The 19,399-nt window shown below is 54.3% G+C and carries 17 protein-coding genes; 5 read left to right on the forward strand and 12 right to left on the reverse strand.

Going from position 1 to position 19,399, the window contains the following annotated elements; genetic code table 11:
• Positions 1 to 99: 99 nt before the first annotated feature.
• Positions 100 to 861: a uridine phosphorylase gene (gene udp, locus NA624_RS21400; RefSeq protein WP_000045169.1), complete on the reverse strand. Its 762-nt coding sequence runs from the start codon at positions 859 to 861 to the stop codon at positions 100 to 102.
• A 258-nt stretch (positions 862 to 1,119) separates the two neighbouring features.
• Here udp and NA624_RS21405 point away from each other — a divergent pair, with 258 nt between their 5' ends.
• The gene (locus NA624_RS21405; RefSeq protein ID WP_000213956.1) at positions 1,120 to 1,932 is read left to right on the forward strand and encodes a dienelactone hydrolase family protein; all 813 of its coding nucleotides are present in this window, start codon (positions 1,120 to 1,122) and stop codon (positions 1,930 to 1,932) included.
• A 79-nt stretch (positions 1,933 to 2,011) separates the two neighbouring features.
• Here the strand turns inward: NA624_RS21405 and NA624_RS21410 are convergent, their stop codons facing one another.
• Positions 2,012 to 3,355 (reverse strand): anaerobic sulfatase maturase, encoded by a 1,344-nt coding sequence (locus NA624_RS21410; protein WP_000017946.1) that lies wholly within the window; start codon positions 3,353 to 3,355, stop codon positions 2,012 to 2,014.
• 334 nt (positions 3,356 to 3,689) lie between these two features.
• Complete coding sequence (gene metE, locus NA624_RS21415) at positions 3,690 to 5,954, reverse strand: 5-methyltetrahydropteroyltriglutamate--homocysteine S-methyltransferase (RefSeq protein WP_000154178.1); 2,265 nt, start codon at positions 5,952 to 5,954, stop codon at positions 3,690 to 3,692.
• Positions 5,955 to 6,202: 248 nt separating this feature from the next.
• On the opposite strand from metE, the gene metR reads away from it, so the two are divergent.
• A complete protein-coding gene (metR, locus tag NA624_RS21420) occupies positions 6,203 to 7,156 on the forward strand; it encodes an HTH-type transcriptional regulator MetR (RefSeq protein WP_000569788.1) in 954 nt (317 codons plus the stop codon).
• Here metR and NA624_RS21425 read toward each other — a convergent pair.
• From NA624_RS21425 to pldB, 3 genes are all read right to left on the reverse strand, one after another.
• Positions 7,044 to 7,943: a carboxylate/amino acid/amine transporter gene (locus NA624_RS21425; protein ID WP_001196255.1), complete on the reverse strand. Its 900-nt coding sequence runs from the start codon at positions 7,941 to 7,943 to the stop codon at positions 7,044 to 7,046. The genes metR and NA624_RS21425 overlap by 113 nt on opposite strands.
• An 80-nt stretch (positions 7,944 to 8,023) precedes the next feature.
• Positions 8,024 to 8,824: a sugar/pyridoxal phosphate phosphatase YigL gene (gene yigL, locus NA624_RS21430; RefSeq protein ID WP_000285334.1), complete on the reverse strand. Its 801-nt coding sequence runs from the start codon at positions 8,822 to 8,824 to the stop codon at positions 8,024 to 8,026.
• A 15-nt stretch (positions 8,825 to 8,839) separates the two neighbouring features.
• Positions 8,840 to 9,856, reverse strand: a complete 1,017-nt coding sequence (gene pldB / locus NA624_RS21435) for a lysophospholipase L2 (RefSeq protein ID WP_000487685.1) — start codon at positions 9,854 to 9,856, stop codon at positions 8,840 to 8,842.
• Positions 9,857 to 9,966: 110 nt separating this feature from the next.
• Here pldB and rhtB point away from each other — a divergent pair, with 110 nt between their 5' ends.
• Positions 9,967 to 10,587 carry a homoserine/homoserine lactone efflux protein gene (gene rhtB / locus NA624_RS21440; RefSeq protein ID WP_000142520.1) on the forward strand — a complete coding sequence of 207 codons (621 nt, stop codon included), beginning with the start codon at positions 9,967 to 9,969 and terminating at the stop codon, positions 10,585 to 10,587.
• A 39-nt stretch (positions 10,588 to 10,626) separates the two neighbouring features.
• On the opposite strand, the gene rhtC is transcribed toward rhtB, so the two are convergent.
• The 3 genes from rhtC to pldA all read right to left on the reverse strand — a co-directional run bounded on the left by rhtC (position 10,627) and on the right by pldA (position 14,093).
• Entirely contained in the window at positions 10,627 to 11,247 is a 621-nt protein-coding gene (rhtC, locus tag NA624_RS21445) for a threonine export protein RhtC (protein WP_000928812.1), read from the reverse strand.
• A 63-nt stretch (positions 11,248 to 11,310) separates the two neighbouring features.
• Positions 11,311 to 13,140, reverse strand: a complete 1,830-nt coding sequence (gene recQ / locus NA624_RS21450; protein WP_001518200.1) for an ATP-dependent DNA helicase RecQ — start codon at positions 13,138 to 13,140, stop codon at positions 11,311 to 11,313.
• An 83-nt stretch (positions 13,141 to 13,223) separates the two neighbouring features.
• On the reverse strand, positions 13,224 to 14,093 hold the full coding sequence (gene pldA, locus NA624_RS21455) for a phospholipase A (RefSeq protein WP_001201692.1): 870 nt from the start codon (positions 14,091 to 14,093) through the stop codon (positions 13,224 to 13,226).
• A 164-nt stretch (positions 14,094 to 14,257) separates the two neighbouring features.
• On the opposite strand from pldA, the gene yigI reads away from it, so the two are divergent.
• Both yigI and rarD read left to right on the forward strand, forming a co-directional pair.
• Positions 14,258 to 14,725 (forward strand): acyl-CoA thioesterase YigI, encoded by a 468-nt coding sequence (gene yigI, locus NA624_RS21460; protein ID WP_001277140.1) that lies wholly within the window; start codon positions 14,258 to 14,260, stop codon positions 14,723 to 14,725.
• Positions 14,726 to 14,768: 43 nt separating this feature from the next.
• A complete protein-coding gene (gene rarD, locus NA624_RS21465; protein WP_000339079.1) occupies positions 14,769 to 15,665 on the forward strand; it encodes an EamA family transporter RarD in 897 nt (298 codons plus the stop codon).
• Between the two features lie 73 nt (positions 15,666 to 15,738).
• Here the strand turns inward: rarD and corA are convergent, their stop codons facing one another.
• The 3 genes from corA to uvrD form a co-directional block, all read right to left on the reverse strand.
• Complete coding sequence (gene corA, locus NA624_RS21470) at positions 15,739 to 16,689, reverse strand: magnesium/cobalt transporter CorA (protein WP_000947139.1); 951 nt, start codon at positions 16,687 to 16,689, stop codon at positions 15,739 to 15,741.
• A 155-nt stretch (positions 16,690 to 16,844) separates the two neighbouring features.
• Complete coding sequence (gene ysgD, locus NA624_RS21475) at positions 16,845 to 16,901, reverse strand: YsgD/CorL family protein (RefSeq protein WP_213083418.1); 57 nt, start codon at positions 16,899 to 16,901, stop codon at positions 16,845 to 16,847.
• Between the two features lie 259 nt (positions 16,902 to 17,160).
• On the reverse strand, positions 17,161 to 19,323 hold the full coding sequence (gene uvrD, locus NA624_RS21480) for a DNA helicase II (RefSeq protein WP_000383436.1): 2,163 nt from the start codon (positions 19,321 to 19,323) through the stop codon (positions 17,161 to 17,163).
• Positions 19,324 to 19,399 lie beyond the last annotated feature (76 nt).

A 19,399-nucleotide genomic window follows, 5' to 3' on the forward strand; every position in this document is an offset into this window, starting at 1 on the left:
ATTGTGCTGTATAAACGTCCAGTTTAAAAGGGATTTCCTGCGAGGCGCCACGCAAAAAGAAAAGGCCGAACGCGTCGGCCTTTGCAAAAGAGAGGAGAATTACAGCAGACGACGGGCCGCTTCCACGACGATTTTCACCGCGTGGCTTTCAGTTTGTTTCATCGTTTCCGCATTCGGAATCTCTTGTTGGGTACGGTTGACGATAACGCCCGCCACCATACCTGCGCGTAACCCCTGGCTTGCGCACATGGTTAACAGCGTAGCGGATTCCATTTCGTAGTTCATTACGCCCATCGCCTGCCACTCTTCCATAGAGCCTTTGAAGCGACGAACAACGCGGCCAGAATAGGTGTCATAACGTTCCTGACCCGGATAGAAAGTGTCGGAAGAGGCGGTTACGCCAACGTGAGTCGTGGCGCCAATCGATTTCGCGGCTTCAACCAGCGCAGTGGTGCAGGCAAAGTCGGCAACCGCCGGGAATTCCATCGGCGCAAAATGCAGGCTCGCCCCATCCAGACGTACGGATGCGGTCGTTACCAGAACGTCGCCGACGTTGATGTGCGGCTGAATAGCCCCCGTGGTGCCGATACGCAAGAAGGTACGAATACCCAGTTGCGCCAGTTCTTCCACGGCAATAGAAGTAGACGGGCCGCCGATACCGGTAGAGCAAACGATAACTGCTTTGCCATCCAGCTCAGCGCGCCAGGAGGTGAATTCGCGGTGAGATGCCAGCTTAACCGGCTTATCCATCAGCGCGGCGATCTTTTCCACACGCTCAGGATCGCCAGGGACGATGGCGAGCTGGGCCCCTTGTAAATCGTTTTTGGTGAGGCCGAGATGAAAAACATCAGACTTGGACATATAAAACTCCTCTGTGAATCGGGTTTGTCAGAAGAAGCAAAAAGACACTTTACCTAAGGCATAAAGATATTTTCGTGACAGCCATCACTATGGCGTAAAACAATTGCACTCGCTTACCATTAAAAAGTGATGTACATCACAATAAATAATCAATATCGCCAGGCATTGCACAAAAGATAGCCGCTTTAAGGCAATGTGGTTTGTTACACACTGTCTATAGTTAAGATTGCGCTATTTTTTAAGGGTACGGAGAATACCATGACAACGACACATCCATCCGGCTTTGCACCTGCAGCTTCCCCACTTGCCCCTACGATGATTCATACGCCTGATGGGGCCATTAGCGCGGGGATAACGTCGATTCCCTCTCAGGGCGACGATATGCCAGCCTATTACGCCAGACCAAAGGCAAGCGACGGCGCGCTGCCTGTGGTCATTGTGGTACAGGAAATTTTTGGCGTACATGAACACATTCGCGATATTTGCCGACGACTGGCGCTGGAAGGCTATCTCGCTATCGCGCCGGAGCTCTATTTCCGCGAAGGCGACCCCAATGATTTCGCCGATATACCCACATTATTGAGCGGGCTGGTGGCTAAAGTACCCGATTCGCAAGCCCTTGCCGACCTGGATCACGTCGCCAGTTGGGCTTCGCGCAACGGCGGGGATGCGCATCGGCTAATGATCACCGGTTTTTGTTGGGGAGGCCGGATTACCTGGCTGTACGCCGCGCACAACCCACAGTTAAAAGCGGCGGTAGCGTGGTACGGCAAGCTGGTAGGCGACACGTCACTCAATTCGCCGAAGCATCCCGTTGACATCGCCACCGATCTTAACGCGCCGGTACTGGGTTTATACGGCGGGCAGGATACCAGTATTCCACAGGAGAGCGTGGAAACCATGCGTCAGGCGCTACGCGCCGCTAATGCGAAGGCGGAAATCGTGGTCTATCCCGATGCAGGGCACGCGTTTAATGCCGATTATCGTCCGGGCTACCACGAAGCCTCAGCGAAAGACGGTTGGCAAAGAATGCTGGAATGGTTCGCGCAGTACGGTGGGAAAAAAGGCTAACCACAGCGCATTACGATGTTTGTTGGGCCTACGAGACCGGAGTCGGTGTAGGCTCAACAAAGCGTCATCGCCACGTTAGCTATGCTTTACCACAGCATTTTTTATATTTTTTGCCGCTGCCGCAGGGACAGAGATGGTTACGACTGACGGCTCCTGTATCTTTACGCGCGTCCTGCGCCAGCCAGCGCATGATCGATGCCATCGGATAGCCTTGCGCCAGCAGCTCCCGCCAGACATTCATATACGGCGTAACGTGCTGGAAAAAATGCTTATAGCCCGCACACAAGTAATTATGCGCAGGATGACCGGACGGCGAGACGGCAAAGCGATGCTTCGGACAGCCGCCATGACACGCAAAGCGGTAGTCACAGCGACGACAATCGGCGGTCAGGGTCTCCCGCTTGGCCTCGCCAAACGCAATAGCCCGCTCGCTATTATTTAAGGTTTTGATGCTGTGCTGGTGGATATTCCCCAGCAGATGCTCCGGGTAGACAAAGTGGTCGCAGTTGTAGAGATCGCCGTTCGACTCCAACGCGAAGGCATGTCCACAAGTCTCGGAATGCACACACAGTATCGGCTTCTGCGCCGTCCAGGCGGCTAACGCCACGTCAAACATCTGCACATAGACGCGGTCTACGTCGCGACGAACCCAGATATCAAAGATCTGGTTGAGAAATTCGCCATATTGCCACGACGGTACCGTCCATGGCGCCAGCGTCGCCGCGCTTTCGCCGGGCATCACCAGATTAAGTACCGATGAGTTATCGGTGCTCATTCGCTCCACCAGCGGGATAAACTGAATAAAACGCGATCCCGCCGCCAGAAGAAATTCGTAGACGTCTGCTGCATGACCGACGTTATGTTTTCCCACGACGGTTAAGGTATTAAAGTCGACATGGTGCGCTTTAAGCCGCGCCATTGCTGCGACGACCTGCTCATGAGTTCCTTTTCCAGCGCGATTAAGCCGATAGTGGTTGTGTAACGACGCCGGGCCGTCGATAGAGAGACCGATGAGAAAATGCTGTTCAGCGAAAAAGCGCGCCCACTCGTCATTCACCAGGATGCCGTTCGTCTGCAACGCATGAGTGATTTTTCGCCCATCGCCGTACTTTTCACATAATGCGACAACCCGACGGAAAAACGGTAGCCCCATCATGGTCGGTTCGCCGCCCTGCCAGGCAAAGTCAATGCGGTCGCCACTCTGCGCGGCAATATGCTGGCGTATAAACTGTTCCAGCGTCTCGTCCGACATCCGCCAGTTTTTATTGCGTTCCGGGTACAGCGCCTCTTTTTCAAGATAGAAGCAATATGTGCAATCAATATTGCAGATCGCGCCGCCGGGTTTGGCCATTACGTGACAACCTGCTACCGCCATGTCAGACATCTCCGTTAAAAAATAAGGTTCACCAGCGCCATGAGACAATGCGACGTTTACCGTCGCCAGGGAACATAACAGAATGGAAAACCTCGTTTTGTGCTATGAGAGCGCTGGGCGATCATGACAGGAAAAACGATCTGCGAGGCAATAAAATCCGCCGCGCTGCTTCCGGGGACACTATCCGCCTGATTGTTATTCATACGGAGAACCTTTTTATTATCAAGATCGCCAAATAGCCAGATCCTGAAAAAGACAGCGCGGAAAATAAGAAAAAGGGAAATGAGAAGAAAGAGGCGCTGTTAATCAGGTCAGACACGGGCGCTACCCGTCAAAAGGTAGCGCCGCATTGCTGTCGGATAAACGCAGCGGCCAGGATGGGTTATTTCGCCTGACGCAGATTGTGCGCCGCTTTGACCATGTTCGCTAACGCCGCGCGGGTTTCCGGCCAACCGCGAGTTTTCAGACCGCAGTCCGGATTCACCCACAGGCGTTGTGCCGGAATACGCTGTGCCGCCTTCTTCAGCAGGGCTTCAATCCACTCGACGCTCGGCACGTTCGGCGAGTGAATATCGTACACGCCCGGCCCGATTTCGTTCGGGTAGTCGAACGCTTCGAACGACTCCAGCAACTCCATATCCGAGCGGGAGGTCTCAATGGTGATCACATCCGCGTCCAGCGCGGCGATCGAATCCATAATGTCGTTGAACTCGCAGTAACACATGTGGGTGTGGATCTGAGTTTCATCCTTCGCCACCGCCGCGTTGATGCGGAAGGCTTCCACACCCCATTCCAGATAGGCGTCCCAGTCGCTGCGACGCAGCGGTAGACCTTCGCGCAGCGCCGGTTCGTCGATCTGAATAATCCCAATCCCCGCCGCCTCCAGATCCGCGACTTCATCACGCAGCGCCAGCGCAATCTGTTTCGCAATCGTTTCGCGGGTCACGTCTTCGCGGGGGAATGACCAGCAAAGAATAGTCACCGGGCCAGTCAACATCCCTTTTACCGGCTTGTCGGTCAGCGACTGGGCATATTTCGCCCACTCCACGGTAATCGGTGCCGGACGGCTGATATCGCCAATCACTACCGGCGGTTTCACACAGCGGGAGCCATAGCTTTGCACCCAACCATTCTGGGTAAAGACGAAGCCGTCCAGATGCTCGCCGAAGTATTCCACCATGTCGTTTCGCTCGGCTTCGCCGTGTACCAGCACATCCAGCCCTAAACGCTCCTGCTCAATGATAGCCTGTTTGATATGTTCGGCGATGCCGGTGCGGTAGTGGTTCGCGTCGAGGTTGCCCTTTTTGAAGTCCAGACGCAGACCGCGAATTTCCGTGGTTTGCGGAAACGAACCGATAGTCGTCGTCGGCCAGGCGGGAAGTTTAAAGCGGGCGCGTTGCGCTTCAGCGCGCACCTCATACGGATTCTCACGCTGGCTGTCCTGCGCAGTGATCGCCGCCAGGCGTTTTTCTACCGCGGCATTATGTACGCGGCGGGAGTGACGACGAGCCTGAATCGGTGCGCTCCATTCCTCAAGCGCCGCCGTTTCGCCGCTGTTCAGCGCATCGCGCAGCAACGCCAGTTCACCGCATTTTTGCAGCGCAAAGGCAAACCAGCTTTTTACTTCCGTATCCAGACGCGTTTCAACGCTGAGATCGATCGGGCTGTGCAGTAAAGAGCAGGAGGATGCTACCCACAGCGCGCGTTTGCCCACAATGGCATTAATCTGCGCATATTTTTCGGTCAAATCGGCGCGCCAGACATTACGCCCGTTAATCAAGCCTGCAGAAAGCAGCCAGTCGACCGGCAGACGTTGATGCAGTTCCGCTACATCATCTTTGCCATGAATGAGGTCAACATGTAGCCCCTGTACCGGTAGCGCGATAATAGTGTCCAGGTTTGGCGTCACGCCTTCAAAATAGGTCGTCAGCAACAGCTTCACCTGGCCGGCGAGCGCGTCGTAAGCCGGTTTGAAGGCATCCAGCCACGCCTGCGGCAGTTCCAGCACCAGCGCTGGCTCATCAATTTGGACCCACTCAATACCACGCTTCGCCAGTTCAGCCAGCACGTGCTGATACACTGGCAAAATGTCTTTCAGCAACGTCAGGCGGTCAAACGGCTCGCCTTTCACTTTACCCAGCCACAGATACGTGACAGGCCCCAGCAGTACGGGTTTGATCTTATGCCCCAGCGCCAGCGCTTCGTCCACTTCCTCCAGCAACTGTGTCCAGGTGAGTCTGAACTGCTGGCCTTTGCTGAACTCCGGTACTATGTAGTGATAGTTAGTATTAAACCATTTGGTCATTTCCGCTGCCGCCGCCGGTTCGCCGGTTGGCGCGCGACCGCGGCCAATGCGGAACAGAGTGTCGATGTCCACGGAACCGTCGTTGTTCTGATGACGAGCCGGCACATTGCCTAACAGCAGGCTGGTGGTCAGAACATGGTCGTACCAGGCAAAGTCGCCTACCGGTAACAGGTCAATACCCGCTTGTTTCTGCTGCTCCCAGTGACGCGCGCGCAGTTCGCGCCCCACCGCCAGTAACGCTTCACGCGTTGAGTTCCCCGCCCAGTAGCTCTCTTGCGCTTTTTTCAACTCGCGACGCAGGCCAACGCGAGGAAAACCGAGGGTGTGAGTCAATATTGTCATTTTACTTCCTCTCTTATTTTATTGAATCTGAAAGTAAAACTCTAAATAGTTCGGCTTGCAGGAAGGCGGTGACACAGCGCATCCCCAGGAGCTTACTGAAGTAAGTGACTGGGGTAAGCAAGGAAGCCAACGCATCTGCAAGTCGAAATATGACGAGTTTTAGACGTCTGGATGTTTACACATCCATAATGTAAAGGTACTGTATATTCCTCAAGCGCAATTTGTTCATGGCGAAGTGAAGGACTTTCATGATCGAAATTAAACATCTGAAAACACTCCAGGCATTGCGGAATAGTGGATCGCTGGCTGCTGCTGCTGCGGTGCTGCACCAGACCCAATCCGCTCTGTCTCATCAGTTCAGCGATCTGGAACAACGCCTTGGCTTCCGCCTGTTCGTGCGTAAAAGCCAGCCGCTGCGCTTTACGCCGCAGGGGGAAGTTCTGCTGCAACTGGCAAACCAGGTGCTGCCGCAAATCAGCCGTGCGCTGCAGGCGTGCAACGAACCGCAGCAAACTCGTCTGCGCATCGCTATTGAATGTCATAGCTGTATTCAGTGGTTGACCCCGGCGCTGGAAAACTTCCGTGCAAGCTGGCCGCAGGTAGAAATGGATTTCACATCCGGCGTCACTTTTGATCCGCAACCGGCCTTGCAACAGGGCGAGCTGGATTTGGTGATGACGTCGGATATTTTGCCGCGCAGCGGGCTGCATTATTCGCCGATGTTTGATTTTGAAGTCCGACTGGTGCTGGCGCCCGACCATCCGCTGGCCAGCAAAACGCAGATTACGCCGGAAGATTTAGCCAGCGAAACGCTGTTGATTTACCCGGTGCAGCGCAGCCGACTGGATGTCTGGCGACATTTCCTGCAACCGGCGGGTATCAGTCCGCTGCTGAAAAGCGTGGATAATACGCTACTGCTGATTCAGATGGTGGCGGCCAGAATGGGCATTGCCGCCCTGCCGCACTGGGTGGTGGAAAGCGTTGAGCGCCAGGGTCTGGTGGTGACCAAAACCCTGGGCGATGGTCTGTGGAGCCGCCTGTATGCCGCCGTGCGCGACGGCGACCAGCGTCAGGCGGTGACCGAGGCGTTTATTCGCTCGACGCGGGATCACGCCTGCGATCATCTGCCGTTTGTGCGGAGCGCGGAGCGACCCATTTTCGATGCACCCACAGCGAAGCAAGGATCACAGCCGCGCCTGTAATAAAGCTTGGCCAGTGGGGCTGCTGATGCCAGATGGCAAGATTAACCAGTAGTCCTGCGGGAACATGCATATTATTCATGATACCCAGCGTCCCGGCGTCTACCTGGGTAGCGCCATAGTTCCACATAAAGTAGCCAATGCCGGACGCCACCACGCCGAGAAACACCAGAATGCTCCATTGCAGCGTGGTTTCCGGCAGCTTTTGCGCGTTCCCCAACAGCGACCACGCCACCACCGCCACCAAAAACGCCCCCAGATAGAACCACGCAAAGGCGTTGTGCTGCGGCATGGGACGGGTCTCCATCAGACGTTTATACCCCACCATTCCGATAGCGAAACTGATATTAGAAAGCTGCACCAGGAGCAAACCGACCCAAAAATGGTCGGTCACGCGATCGTAGCGAATAATCCCGGCGCCAATCACCGCCAGCAACGCGCTAAATGCATAGCCCCAGCGCAAACGACGCTGACTCATCACATCGTAAATCAGCGTGATATAGAGCGGCGTCAGAACGGTAAACAGCAACAGTTCGGATACGGTCAGGTAGAGGTAAGCATGGAAGCTCAACATATACATGATGCCAAGCTGCATCGCCCCCACCAGCATATACAGGCTGATGGTTTTTAGGTTGTGCCCGCGAGAACGCAAAAACGGCAGAAAAACGAGCGCCGCCAGCCCAACGCGTATCAGCACCGCGAAATAGCTATCGACATGCCCGGCAAGATACTCGCCAAATAGACTAAAGGAGAAAGCCCACAGGATAGTGGTAATGATGAGTAGCGCCACAATGGATGTCTCTTAAAACAGGGAACACCCATTGTAGCGGAGAGTGAAGTTGACAACTGGTCAACTAACAAACAATCACATCAACGTAAGAAAAGATCGCGCAGGTAATGCGGCACGGCGTTATCCGCGTTGATGCCGATCACCTCAAGTTCGGGATACAGGTCTTTCAGACGCTGGTGCGCATTGCCCATGATGCAGCCTTTGCCCGCCATCGTGAGCATTTCAGCGTCGTTCATTCCGTCGCCAAAGGCGATACACTCTTTCAGGCTGTACCCCATCGCATGAGCGACCGCTTCCAGCGCATGACCTTTCGACACTCCGCCCGCCATCACTTCCAGACAGGTTAGCGTAGAGAAGCTCACGTTTACCCGATCGCCCCAGCGCGCGTTAATCGCCTGCTCCAGCGGCAACAACTTTTCATGAGTGTCGCTGGTGAAAAACACTTTGCTGACGCCCTCCGGCTCCAGCAGCGCAGGCTCAAACAGCGAATAGTTAAATACCGCCTCTTTGAAAAAACGCATTTCATCGGGGCGATGACGATTCATAAACCATTCGTCGTCGCGATAAACGTTAGTCACGATGTCCGGGTTCGCATTCACCACTCCGAACAGGTCTCTGGCAATGTCGCTGTCCAGATTATGCGTAAAAACCAAATTCCCGTCGGTATCGTGCACTCGCGCGCCGTTGGAGGTGATCATGTAAGACTTGATTTCAAGATTATCGCGGATTTGCCCTACATCGACATGATGACGACCAGTGGCAAAGACAAAATGGATGCCGCGTGCGGTCAACAGCTTCAGAGTCTCTTTGGCATAAGGGGACAACGTATGGTCGGGGGAGAGCAGCGTGCCATCTAAATCAGACGCAACAACCTGATACATAATAAAATTTAACCTCTAAGCAAAGCGATTTCCGCTGGATAAATTAGGCTTGTTGAAAAATTCAACAATGGCGTTAAGCGCGACTGAGCGCATGGCGTCCTTTTCAAAAAGGATCTCATGGTACGCGCCTTTGATAACCAGCGGTTTTCCCCCTTCACAAGGGTATCCCGCCGCGGCGCGAATTTCACAAAAACGATCGTGGGTGCGGTTATCCACTACCCGCTCTTCTTCCGCCTGAATCAGTAGCGTAGGCGTCGTGTCATCGCTCGCCCCAGCCAGAACCTGCTCACCCGCCAGAATGCCTTCGCGTACCCAATGCCAGGTGGGGCCGCCAACGCGCAGCTGCGGCTCGTCGGCATAAAATCGTAAGTTGCGCTGATAACGCTGGCGGCTGTGGGTCAGCGCATTCATCCCAAACGGCAACGCCCGCCACTGACCGGTACCAATAGCGTAATCTTCACGGATACGCTGGTGCCCTTCGGCCCAGTCGAGAATATGGCGCACCATAAAGGAAGGCAAGCGTATCACAATACCAAACATCGGCGCGGTGAGCGCAATAGCGTCGCACCGCACACGATGGCGTTGCAGGAACAGAGTGGCTATCGCGCCCCCCATTGAGTGCGCCAGGATATAACGCTTACGCCACGGCCCCGGCTCAATTTCCTGCTGCCAGAACGCCGCTAAGTCCTCAACATAATCGTTAAAATGATCGACATGACCCCGATGCGGGTCCGATAACATCCGCCCGGAGCGCCCTTGACCACGGTGGTCGATGATGAAGATATCAAAACCGAGATGAAAAAGGTCATACGCCAGTTCAGCGTATTTTACATAACTCTCAATGCGGCCAGGACAAATGACGATCGTCCGATCGTTGGAATCATTTCGAAAACGGACAAAGCGCACCGGAATGTTACCCACGCCGATAAACTCCGCCTCTTCCCGCTGACGCCAGAAATCGGTCAGCGGCCCCATAGCAAAAGCGGCAAACGCATTTTCTCTTGTTTCCCAGTCATTTTGCTGCTGAAACATCGGGTTTTCGGCCTCGTTTACCAGGTAAAATCGTTTTTTGCGTCGTGCCTGACACAACACAGCGGCAGTAGCGTATTGTGGCACAAAAACAGACAACCAGGGAGTTTCGCATGACCTTTGAATGGTGGTTCGCCTATCTACTGACCTCAACTCTGCTGAGTCTTTCTCCGGGTTCAGGCGCCATCAATACCATGACGACGTCTATCAACCATGGATATCGTGGCGCAGCGGCTTCTATCGCCGGACTCCAGACCGGGCTGGGGATACATATCGTACTGGTGGGCGTCGGACTGGGTACGCTCTTTTCGCGCTCGCTCATCGCTTTTGAAATTCTGAAATGGGCTGGCGCGGCTTATCTTATCTGGCTGGGTATCCAGCAATGGCGCGCCGCAGGCGCTATCGATCTGCATACCCTCGCCCAGACGCAATCGCGGGGTCGACTGTTCAAACGGGCGATATTTGTCAATCTAACCAATCCCAAAAGCATTGTCTTTCTTGCCGCCCTGTTTCCGCAATTCATCATGCCGCAGCAACCGCAACTGGCGCAGTACCTCATTCTCGGCGTCACCACGATTGTGGTGGATATGATTGTGATGACCGGTTACGCCACGCTGGCGCAGCGCATTGCCGCCTGGATTAAAGGACCAAAGCAGATGAAGGCGCTGAATAAAGCGTTTGGCTCGTTGTTTATGCTGGTAGGCGCGCTCCTGGCGTCGGCAAGACACGCGTGATAGTCGTGCCGGATGATGTTTATCCGGCCCGGAAGTAAATTAGCGCGAAATAATCAGGTGAATACCAAAGCCCGCAAACAGAGCGCCGGCAAAGCCATCAATCCATTTCGCCAGACGCTGATAGCCGCGGCGCATTTTCGGCAGCGCGAACAGGCTGGCGACTACGGTAAACCAGGCCAGCGTTTCCAGGGTAATTAACGCGAAAATACCCCAGCGCGCCGCAGCGCCGACGTTATCGCCGACAAACAGTGAAAAAACGGAACCAAAATAGATAATCGCTTTCGGATTCGACAGATTGGTCAACAGCCCTTTGAGAAAGCTGCGCCCGCTCTGCGCCAGTTCAATATGCGGAGAAGACGCCGCCGCATCCTGTTTTTTCAGCGCGCCGTGCAGCATCTGATAGCCCATCCAGCACAGGTACAGGCCGCCGCCTACCATAATGATCGTATGCAGCCAGGCCATTTTTTCGATGATGAGATGCAGGCCAAGCAGCGCCACGCCCGCCCATACCATCACGCCGCAGGTAATACCCAGTACGCCCATCATCGCTTCTTTACGCGAACGGCTGACGGCAGTTTGAGACACGAAGAAAAAGTCGGGGCCGGGGCTCATTAGCGCAACGATGTGCACCATTGCCACGGTGAAAAATAGCATCAACATAAAAATGGCTCGCGGGGAAATAGTTCAGTGAGTCACCATCCTGGCACTTTTTTGCCGGGCTGACTACTCTTCGTCATCACCATCGACATGCGCGCGGATGAGCGCCATGAATTCTTTCCCGAAGCGCTCCAGTTTGCGCATCCCAACCCCGTTAACGCTTAACATCTCGCCGGCGGAAACCGGCATCTGTTCCGCCATTTCTATCAGCGTGGCGTCGTTAAAGACCACATACGGCGGGATATTCTCTTCATCAGCGATAGCTTTACGCAGCTTGCGCAACTTAGCGAACAATTTGCGATCGTAATTACCGCCGAACGATTTCTGCATCACGCGGGGTTTGAGGGCGACGATGCGCGGCACCGCAAGCTTTAGCGGAACGTCTCCACGGAGTACCGGACGCGCGGCATCCGTCAACTGTAATGCGGAGTGCTGCGCAATATTTTGCATTACCAGCCCCAGATGAATGAGCTGGCGAATCACGCTCACCCAGTGCTCATGGCTCTTTTCGCGTCCCATGCCATAAACCTTGAGTTTGTCATGACCGAAATCGCGGATGCGTTGGTTATTCGCGCCGCGGATCACCTCGACAACGTAGCCCATGCCAAAACGCTGGTTAACCCGACCAATGGTAGAAAGCGCAATCTGGGCATCGTTTAAGCCATCATATTGTTTGGGCGGATCAAGACAGATATCGCAGTTGCCGCACGGTTCTTGTCGGCCTTCGCCAAAGTAATTAAGCAATACCAGGCGTCGGCAGGTTTGCGCTTCGGCAAAAGCGCCCATCGCATTCAGTTTATGCCGTTCAATATCCTGAAGCTGTCCGGCTGGTTTCTCTTCCAGACAACGACGTAGCCAGGCCATGTCAGCCGGATCGTAAAATAGCATGGCTTCCGCAGGCAGTCCGTCGCGCCCGGCGCGGCCCGTTTCCTGATAGTAGGATTCAATATTGCGCGGGATATCGAAATGCACAACGAAACGTACGTTAGGTTTGTTTATGCCCATTCCAAAAGCGACGGTCGCCACCACGATTTGCAGATCGTCGCGCTGAAATTTTTCCTGCACATCGGCGCGAATAGCGTTTTCCAGCCCCGCATGATAGGCCGCCGCGCTAATGCCGCGACTTTGCAAGCGCGCGGCGGTATCTTCCACTTTCGCCCGACTGTTACAGTAGATGATACCCGATTTGCCGCGTTGCTCCTGAACATAGCGCATTAGCTGGTCGAGCGGCTTAAACTTCTCCATCAGCATGTAGCGGATATTCGGTCGGTCAAAGCTACTGATCTGGATTAACGGATCGTTAAGCCCAAGCAGACGAATAATATCCTGACGCGTGGTGTCGTCGGCGGTGGCGGTCAATGCCATAAACGGCAAAGCGGGAAAACGCTGGCGAAGCTGACCGAGAGCCGCATATTCCGGACGGAAATCATGCCCCCATTGCGAGATACAGTGCGCTTCATCCACCGCCAGCAATACCGGATTCCAGTGCGCCAGATGATCAAGAAAGTTGTCCAGCATCAGGCGTTCCGGCGCAATATACAGCAGACGAATCTGTCCGGTACGGCACCCCGCCATCACCTCAAGCTGCTGCTCGCGGCTTTGAGTGGAGTTCAGACAGGCCGCCGCCACCCCGTTCGCCAGTAGCTGATCGACCTGGTCTTTCATCAACGAGATCAGGGGCGAAACGACGACGGTCAACCCGTCCAGCAACAACGCGGGGATTTGATAGCACAGAGATTTGCCGCCGCCGGTGGGCATGACGACCAGACAGTCGCGACCGGAGAGCGCAGTATCAATAATCGCTTCCTGGCCCGGGCGAAACTGTTGGTAGCCAAAGGTTTCCTGCAAAACCTGTTTGGCCCCTGATTCCAGATTCAACACTTCCGCCTGCGCCACATTAACCCCGTTCACCATAAATCAAAACAGGCGCTATTTTCAGCGCCTGCGAGAGAAACTGCAATGTTTAAAACACAATCCAATCAGAAGATATCGTTAAGCATCACGCCGACGCCGACACGTGTCTGATTAAAATTATAGTCGATCAGCGATTCGCCATAGCCGCTGTACACCTGGGTATAAAGCCGGACATGTTTAGTGACCGGATAGCTTAATCCAACTTCCGCGCCGCCGTAGCCTGTATTCCAGTTGTACTGGCCTTTGGCGCTTAATACCGCCTCGCCCAGGTGATAACCGATTTTAAGCTGGTAATAACCCATATATTTGGTGATGTCCGGATTATCGTCGGTACTGCCAATCACGTACCACGGTTTAACCTCTACCAGCCAGTTACCGTTTTCGGCCATCAGACGGGTATACAGACGGTTCCAGCTACGCGAGGTGGGGTCCGAACGTCCGTTAGAGTCATGGTTGTAGCCCATCTCTACGTCGCGCAGTGTCCAGCCGGCAAAGCGATAATCGGTAGCAAAACCAAGAAAAAGCTGCGGTTCGTAGTTGGTTTCGCGAAACGGCGAAGACTCTTTACTGTTGGAAAGCTGCCACCAGGATTTCTGCGTATAGGAAGCGCCCAGTACCGAGTTCGGCCCCAGTATTCCGCGCCACAGCGGAAACGCCAGGCTCAACTGAAATTTCACTTCATCTTTACGTGCGTTTTCAGACCAGTTGTAGGTACTTATGGCCTCTTTGTTCAGATCGCTGGTGTTCGTGTAGATCAAGTAGTTCGTGTCATAAGGGTAAAGCGTAAAAGGGTTATCATGCTCCTGTAGCATGTTAGCGATGATACTTCCCCGTACTGCAGGCGCATCATGAACCTCTTTTATCGTAGCTTCTTGTGCATATGCCGCTAATGGCAGTAGCGTGGCTGGCAACAACCCTCTCAAAATCGCCCGCATTCTTGACGTTCTCCTGACGAAGTATTTTCAGCTTGAATCATTCTCTGCCAACCATTTTTACATATTTACACACATAGCCGTTAGTTATCCCTTCTTAAAGTAGAAAACAACAATTAAGAAGCATAATATCAACATTTCATTAACCAATGGAGTGTCAGGAATCTATGTCCGCTGTACTTACCGCTGAACAAGCTCTGAAATTAGTGGGTGAAATGTTTGTCTACCACATGCCGTTTAATCGGGCGTTAGGGCTGGAGCTGGTACGCTATGAAAAAGCGTTCGCCCAACTGGCCTTCAACAACCAGCCGATGATGGTCGGCAACTGGGCGCAAAGCATTTTACACGGCGGCGTGATCGCCTCTGCGCTGGATGTCGCCGCCGGACTGGTATGCGTCGGCAGCACGCTAACTCGCCACGAAACCATCAGCGAAGATGAACTACGCCAGCGCCTGTCGCGGATGGGAACGATTGACCTGCGCGTTGATTACCTGCGTCCGGGCAGAGGCAACCGCTTTACGGCCACCAGTAGCCTGCTGCGCGCAGGGAATAAAGTGGCCGTCGCCCGCGTGGAATTACACAATGAAGATCAGCTGTACATCGCCAGCGCCACCGCTACTTATATGGTGGGATAAAAGCAGGTAAACTGTTGTTACACTTCAGATACGAGTTTTCCGGATGGACGCAAAACAAACACGGCAGGGCGTATTACTCGCTCTTGCCGCCTATTTTATTTGGGGGATCGCCCCCGCGTATTTCAAGCTGATCTATTACGTTCCCGCAGATGAGATCCTGACGCACCGCGTGATTTGGTCATTTTTCTTTATGGTGGCGCTGCTTAGCGTCAGCCGGCAGTGGCGACAGGTTAAGCGTTTACTGAAAACGCCAAAGAAGATTTTCCTGCTGGCCCTGTCCGCCGTACTGGTCGGCGGTAACTGGCTATTGTTCATTTGGGCGGTAAATAATCACCATATGCTGGAGGCCAGCCTGGGTTATTTCATTAATCCGCTGGTTAACATCTTGCTGGGGATGATTTTTCTTGGCGAACGCTTCCGTCGAATGCAGTGGCTGGCGGTGATTCTGGCGGTGTGCGGCGTGCTGGTGCAACTCTGGACCTTTGGCTCGCTGCCGATTATCGCGCTGGGGCTGGCGTTTAGTTTTGCGTTTTACGGCCTGGTGCGTAAGAAGATCGCCGTTGAAGCGCAGACGGGTATGCTGGTCGAAACGCTATGGCTGTTGCCGGTCGCGGCAATTTATCTGTTTGGCATTGCGGATAGCGCCACCAGCCATATGGGGCAAAACGCACTATCGTTGAACTTGCTGTTAATGGCAGCGGGTGTGGTCACTACGATTCCGCTGCTGTGCTTTACCGGAGCGGCTACGCGTCTGCGTCTTTCTACACTGGGCTTTTTCCAGTATATCGGCCCAACGCTGATGTTTTTACTGGCGGTGACGTTTTATGGTGAAGTGCCGGGCGCGGATAAGATGGTGACATTTGCGTTTATCTGGGTCGCGCTGGCGATTTTCGTGATGGATGCTGTCTATACCCATCGCAGACCGCGCATGAAAATGTAGCGTTTTTTGCCGGATGGCAACGTAAATGCCTGATCCTGTAGGCCTGGTAAGCGTAGCGCCACCAGGCACAATATTACAGCCAGTTCTTGCGCTTAAAGTACAGATACGGCGCAAGCCCCGCCAGAATCATAAAGATAATCGCGCCTGGATAACCAAAGCTCCACTTCAGTTCCGGCATAAACTCGAAGTTCATCCCATAGCTGGAAGCGACCAGCGTCGGCGGCAGGAACACCACGGAAACCACCGAGAAGATTTTGATAATGCGGTTCTGCTCGATGTTGATAAAACCCATCGCCGCCTGCATCAGAAAGTTCACCTTCTGGAACAGCGATTCATTGTGCGGCAGCAGAGATTCGATATCGCGCAGGATCTCACGCGCCTGCTCCAGCTGCCCGCCCGGTAAGCGCGCCTTGCGCACCAGGAAGTTCAGCGCGCGCTGGGTATCCATCAGACACAGGCGTACCTTCCAGCCGATATCTTCCAGTTCCGCCAGCGTGGAGAGCGCTTCGTCGTATTCATCGCCCTGATGCCCTTCCATAATGACGCGGCTCAGTTTTTCCAGATCGCTGTAGATGTTTTCGATTTCATCCGCTAACTGTTCAATTTTGGTTTCGAACAGATCGAGCAGTAATTCGTATGCATTACCGTCGACCATCGCCTGGCTGCGGGCGCGCATACGATACAGACGGAAGGCGGGCAGTTCGCGTTCACGCAGCGTAAACAGACGGCCATCGCGAATAGTGAATGCCACCGTAGAGTTACCGGCATGATCTTCCGCATCTTCGAAGAAGAAGAAGGAGTGGATATGCAATCCGTCTTCGTCTTCAAAGAAGCGCGCGGATGCTTCGATATCTTCCAGTTCAGGACGCGTCGCCAGACTCTGGCCCAGCTCAGATTGTACGCGCAATCGCTCGTCGTCGTCCGGTTCGACCAAATCAACCCATACGGCATCAATCAGGCTTTGTGACTCCTCGACTTCCAGCCGGGTCAGTCGGTTTTTTTCCAGTTGAAATGCGCTCAGCATGACCGGGACTCCCAATGCGTAAAAATATCGGACAGTTCAGATGGGCACACAGAAACAAATTGGGTTTCAGACCATTAAACAGCCTGACTCAACGCGACGGGAAAAAATGAAAGGTCGCTGACAACCGCTAAGGCTATCAGCAAAAAGGGATAGCCTTAGGAGTTGATCCTGGATAACAGGATAATGAGCCAGTATCTACTGGGTGTGTCCAAGGCGAATGTCCTCTTAGCGTAATCGTGGGCGCATGTTACGCCAGCAAAAATTTGCCGTCAACACGCAACGAAACGCGAAAAAGCAATAATTTCCCCTTATGCAGAAAGGTTAGCAGAGTGAGAGTATTTATCTATGATTTCAGAATATTAACATCACTATATCGCCGGATGGCGGCTTCGCCTTATCCGGCCTACAAATCAAAATGTTAGCCAGCGCGTAGGCCGGATAAGAGGTGCCATCCGGCAATATGAGAGCCGGTCAAACCGTTTCCAGCTTCGCATACGCGGCAACCAGCCATTTGATCCCTTGCCCCTGAAAAGCCACCTGCAACCGGCTATGCTCGCCGCTGCCCTCCAGGTTGACAATAGTTCCCTCGCCGAACTTCGCATGGCGCACGCGTTGGCCGAGTTTGTAGCCTGTGTCGTTTTCCGCCAGCGGCGTTCCCATTCGTTGATGGCTCACCGGACGACTGACGGTGGCGCGCAGACGGACCTCTTCCACGCACTCCTCCGGCAGTTCGCCGATAAAACGCGACGGGCGATGGTAGACCTCTTTACCGTACAGACGGCGAGTTTCGGCATAGGTTAGTGTCAGCTTCTGCATGGCACGGGTAACGCCGACGTAGGCCAGACGACGCTCCTCTTCCAAACGCCCGCCCTCATCCAGCGACATCTGGCTGGGGAACATGCCCTCTTCCATGCCGACGATAAACACCTGTGGAAACTCCAGGCCTTTGGCCGAGTGCAACGTCATCAGCTGTACCGCATCCTGCCAGGTATCCGCCTGCCCCTCGCCCGCTTCCAGCGCCGCGTGAGAGAGGAAGGCCTGCAACGGCATCAAATCTTCATCTTCGTCGTTGTAGCTGAACTGCCGCGTCGCCGTCACCAGTTCCTCTAAGTTTTCGATGCGCGTCTGGCCTTTCTCGCCTTTTTCTTGCTCATACATGGTGCGCAGGCCGGAATCTTTGATCACCCGGTCAGTCTGCACATGCAGCGGCATGTCGGCGGTTTCCTGCGCCAGGGCATCGATCAGTTCCATAAAGCGTTGTAGCGCGCTGGCCGCACGCCCGGCCAGGGCTTTTTCCTGTAACAATTCACGGCACGCCTGCCACAATGTTAGCTGGCGATCGCGCGAGGTCTGGCGCACCACGTCCAGCGTGCGGTCGCCGATACCGCGCGTCGGAGTGTTCACCACGCGTTCAAAGGCGGCATCATCGTTGCGATTGGCAATCAAACGCAGATAAGAGAGCGCATCTTTGATCTCCTGGCGTTCGAAGAAGCGCATACCGCCGTAAATCCGGTACGGCATACTGGCCTGTAATAACGCTTCTTCCAGCACGCGCGACTGGGCGTTGCTGCGATAAAGGATGGCGCATTGCGCAAGCGCGCCGCCGTTGTCCTGCCAGGTTTTGATACGGTTAACCACAAAGCGCGCTTCATCCAGTTCGTTGAAAGCGCAGTACAGCGATATCGGTTCGCCATCAACGCCATCAGTCCACAGTTTTTTACCCAAACGCCCATTGTTATTCTCAATCAGAGCGTTCGCCGCGCTAAGGATGTTGCTGGTCGAGCGGTAATTCTGCTCCAGACGAATGGTCTGCGCGCCGGGGAAATCATTGAGGAAGCGCTGGATGTTCTCTACCTGGGCCCCGCGCCAGCCGTAGATCGACTGGTCATCGTCGCCGACAATCATCACTTTACCGGTATCGCCCGCCAGCAGACGAACCCAGGCGTACTGAATGTTGTTGGTATCCTGGAATTCGTCCACCAGGATGTTAGTAAACCGCTCGCGATAGTGTTGCAGGATGTGCGGCTTGTTCAGCCATAGTTCATGAGCGCGCAGCAGTAGCTCGGCGAAATCCACCAGACCAGCGCGATCGCACGCTTCCTGATAGGCCTGATACACCTTCTGCCAGGTCTGCTCCACCGGGTTGCCATAGCTTTGAATATGGTGTGGGCGTAGCCCTTCGTCTTTCTGGCTATTGATGTACCACATCGCCTGACGCGGCGGCCACTGCTTCTCATCAAGATTCATCGCCTTAATCAGGCGTTTAAGCAAACGCATCTGATCTTCGCTGTCGAGAATCTGGAAATCCTGCGGCAAATTAGCGTCCATATGATGCGCGCGCAGCAGGCGGTGCGCCAGACCGTGGAACGTCCCTACCCACATTCCGCCCTGGCTGGTCCCCATCAACTGGCCAATACGATGGCGCATTTCCGCCGCCGCTTTGTTGGTAAAGGTCACCGCCATGATGGAGTATGGCGAGTTGTTTTCTACGCTCAGTAACCAGGCGATACGGTGCACCAGCACGCGGGTTTTCCCGCTTCCCGCGCCCGCCAACACCAGCATGTTGCTACGTGGCGCGGCCACCGCTTCGCGCTGTTTATCATTAAGGCTGTCGAGCAGGTAAGAAACGTCCATTGGCACCGCCGCGTAAAAACATGAAAACTAAAAACGCCCGGTGGCGCTTCGCTTACCGGGGCTACTTATCGTAGGG

It is taken from the genome of Salmonella sp. NW38 (genome assembly GCF_051807745.1).
In the GTDB taxonomy this organism is placed as follows: domain Bacteria; phylum Pseudomonadota; class Gammaproteobacteria; order Enterobacterales; family Enterobacteriaceae; genus Salmonella; species Salmonella enterica.

Coding starts and splice junctions, on each gene's coding strand:
- udp (WP_000045169.1), bottom strand. CDS start 861: ATGTCCAAGTCTGATGTTTTTCATCTCGGCCTCACCAAAAACGATTTA.
- NA624_RS21405 (WP_000213956.1), top strand. CDS start 1,120: ATGACAACGACACATCCATCCGGCTTTGCACCTGCAGCTTCCCCACTT.
- metE (WP_000154178.1), bottom strand. CDS start 5,954: ATGACAATATTGACTCACACCCTCGGTTTTCCTCGCGTTGGCCTGCGT.
- metR (WP_000569788.1), top strand. CDS start 6,203: ATGATCGAAATTAAACATCTGAAAACACTCCAGGCATTGCGGAATAGT.
- yigL (WP_000285334.1), bottom strand. CDS start 8,824: ATGTATCAGGTTGTTGCGTCTGATTTAGATGGCACGCTGCTCTCCCCC.
- pldB (WP_000487685.1), bottom strand. CDS start 9,856: ATGTTTCAGCAGCAAAATGACTGGGAAACAAGAGAAAATGCGTTTGCC.
- rhtB (WP_000142520.1), top strand. CDS start 9,967: ATGACCTTTGAATGGTGGTTCGCCTATCTACTGACCTCAACTCTGCTG.
- rhtC (WP_000928812.1), bottom strand. CDS start 11,247: ATGTTGATGCTATTTTTCACCGTGGCAATGGTGCACATCGTTGCGCTA.
- pldA (WP_001201692.1), bottom strand. CDS start 14,093: ATGCGGGCGATTTTGAGAGGGTTGTTGCCAGCCACGCTACTGCCATTA.
- yigI (WP_001277140.1), top strand. CDS start 14,258: ATGTCCGCTGTACTTACCGCTGAACAAGCTCTGAAATTAGTGGGTGAA.
- rarD (WP_000339079.1), top strand. CDS start 14,769: ATGGACGCAAAACAAACACGGCAGGGCGTATTACTCGCTCTTGCCGCC.
- corA (WP_000947139.1), bottom strand. CDS start 16,689: ATGCTGAGCGCATTTCAACTGGAAAAAAACCGACTGACCCGGCTGGAA.
- uvrD (WP_000383436.1), bottom strand. CDS start 19,323: ATGGACGTTTCTTACCTGCTCGACAGCCTTAATGATAAACAGCGCGAA.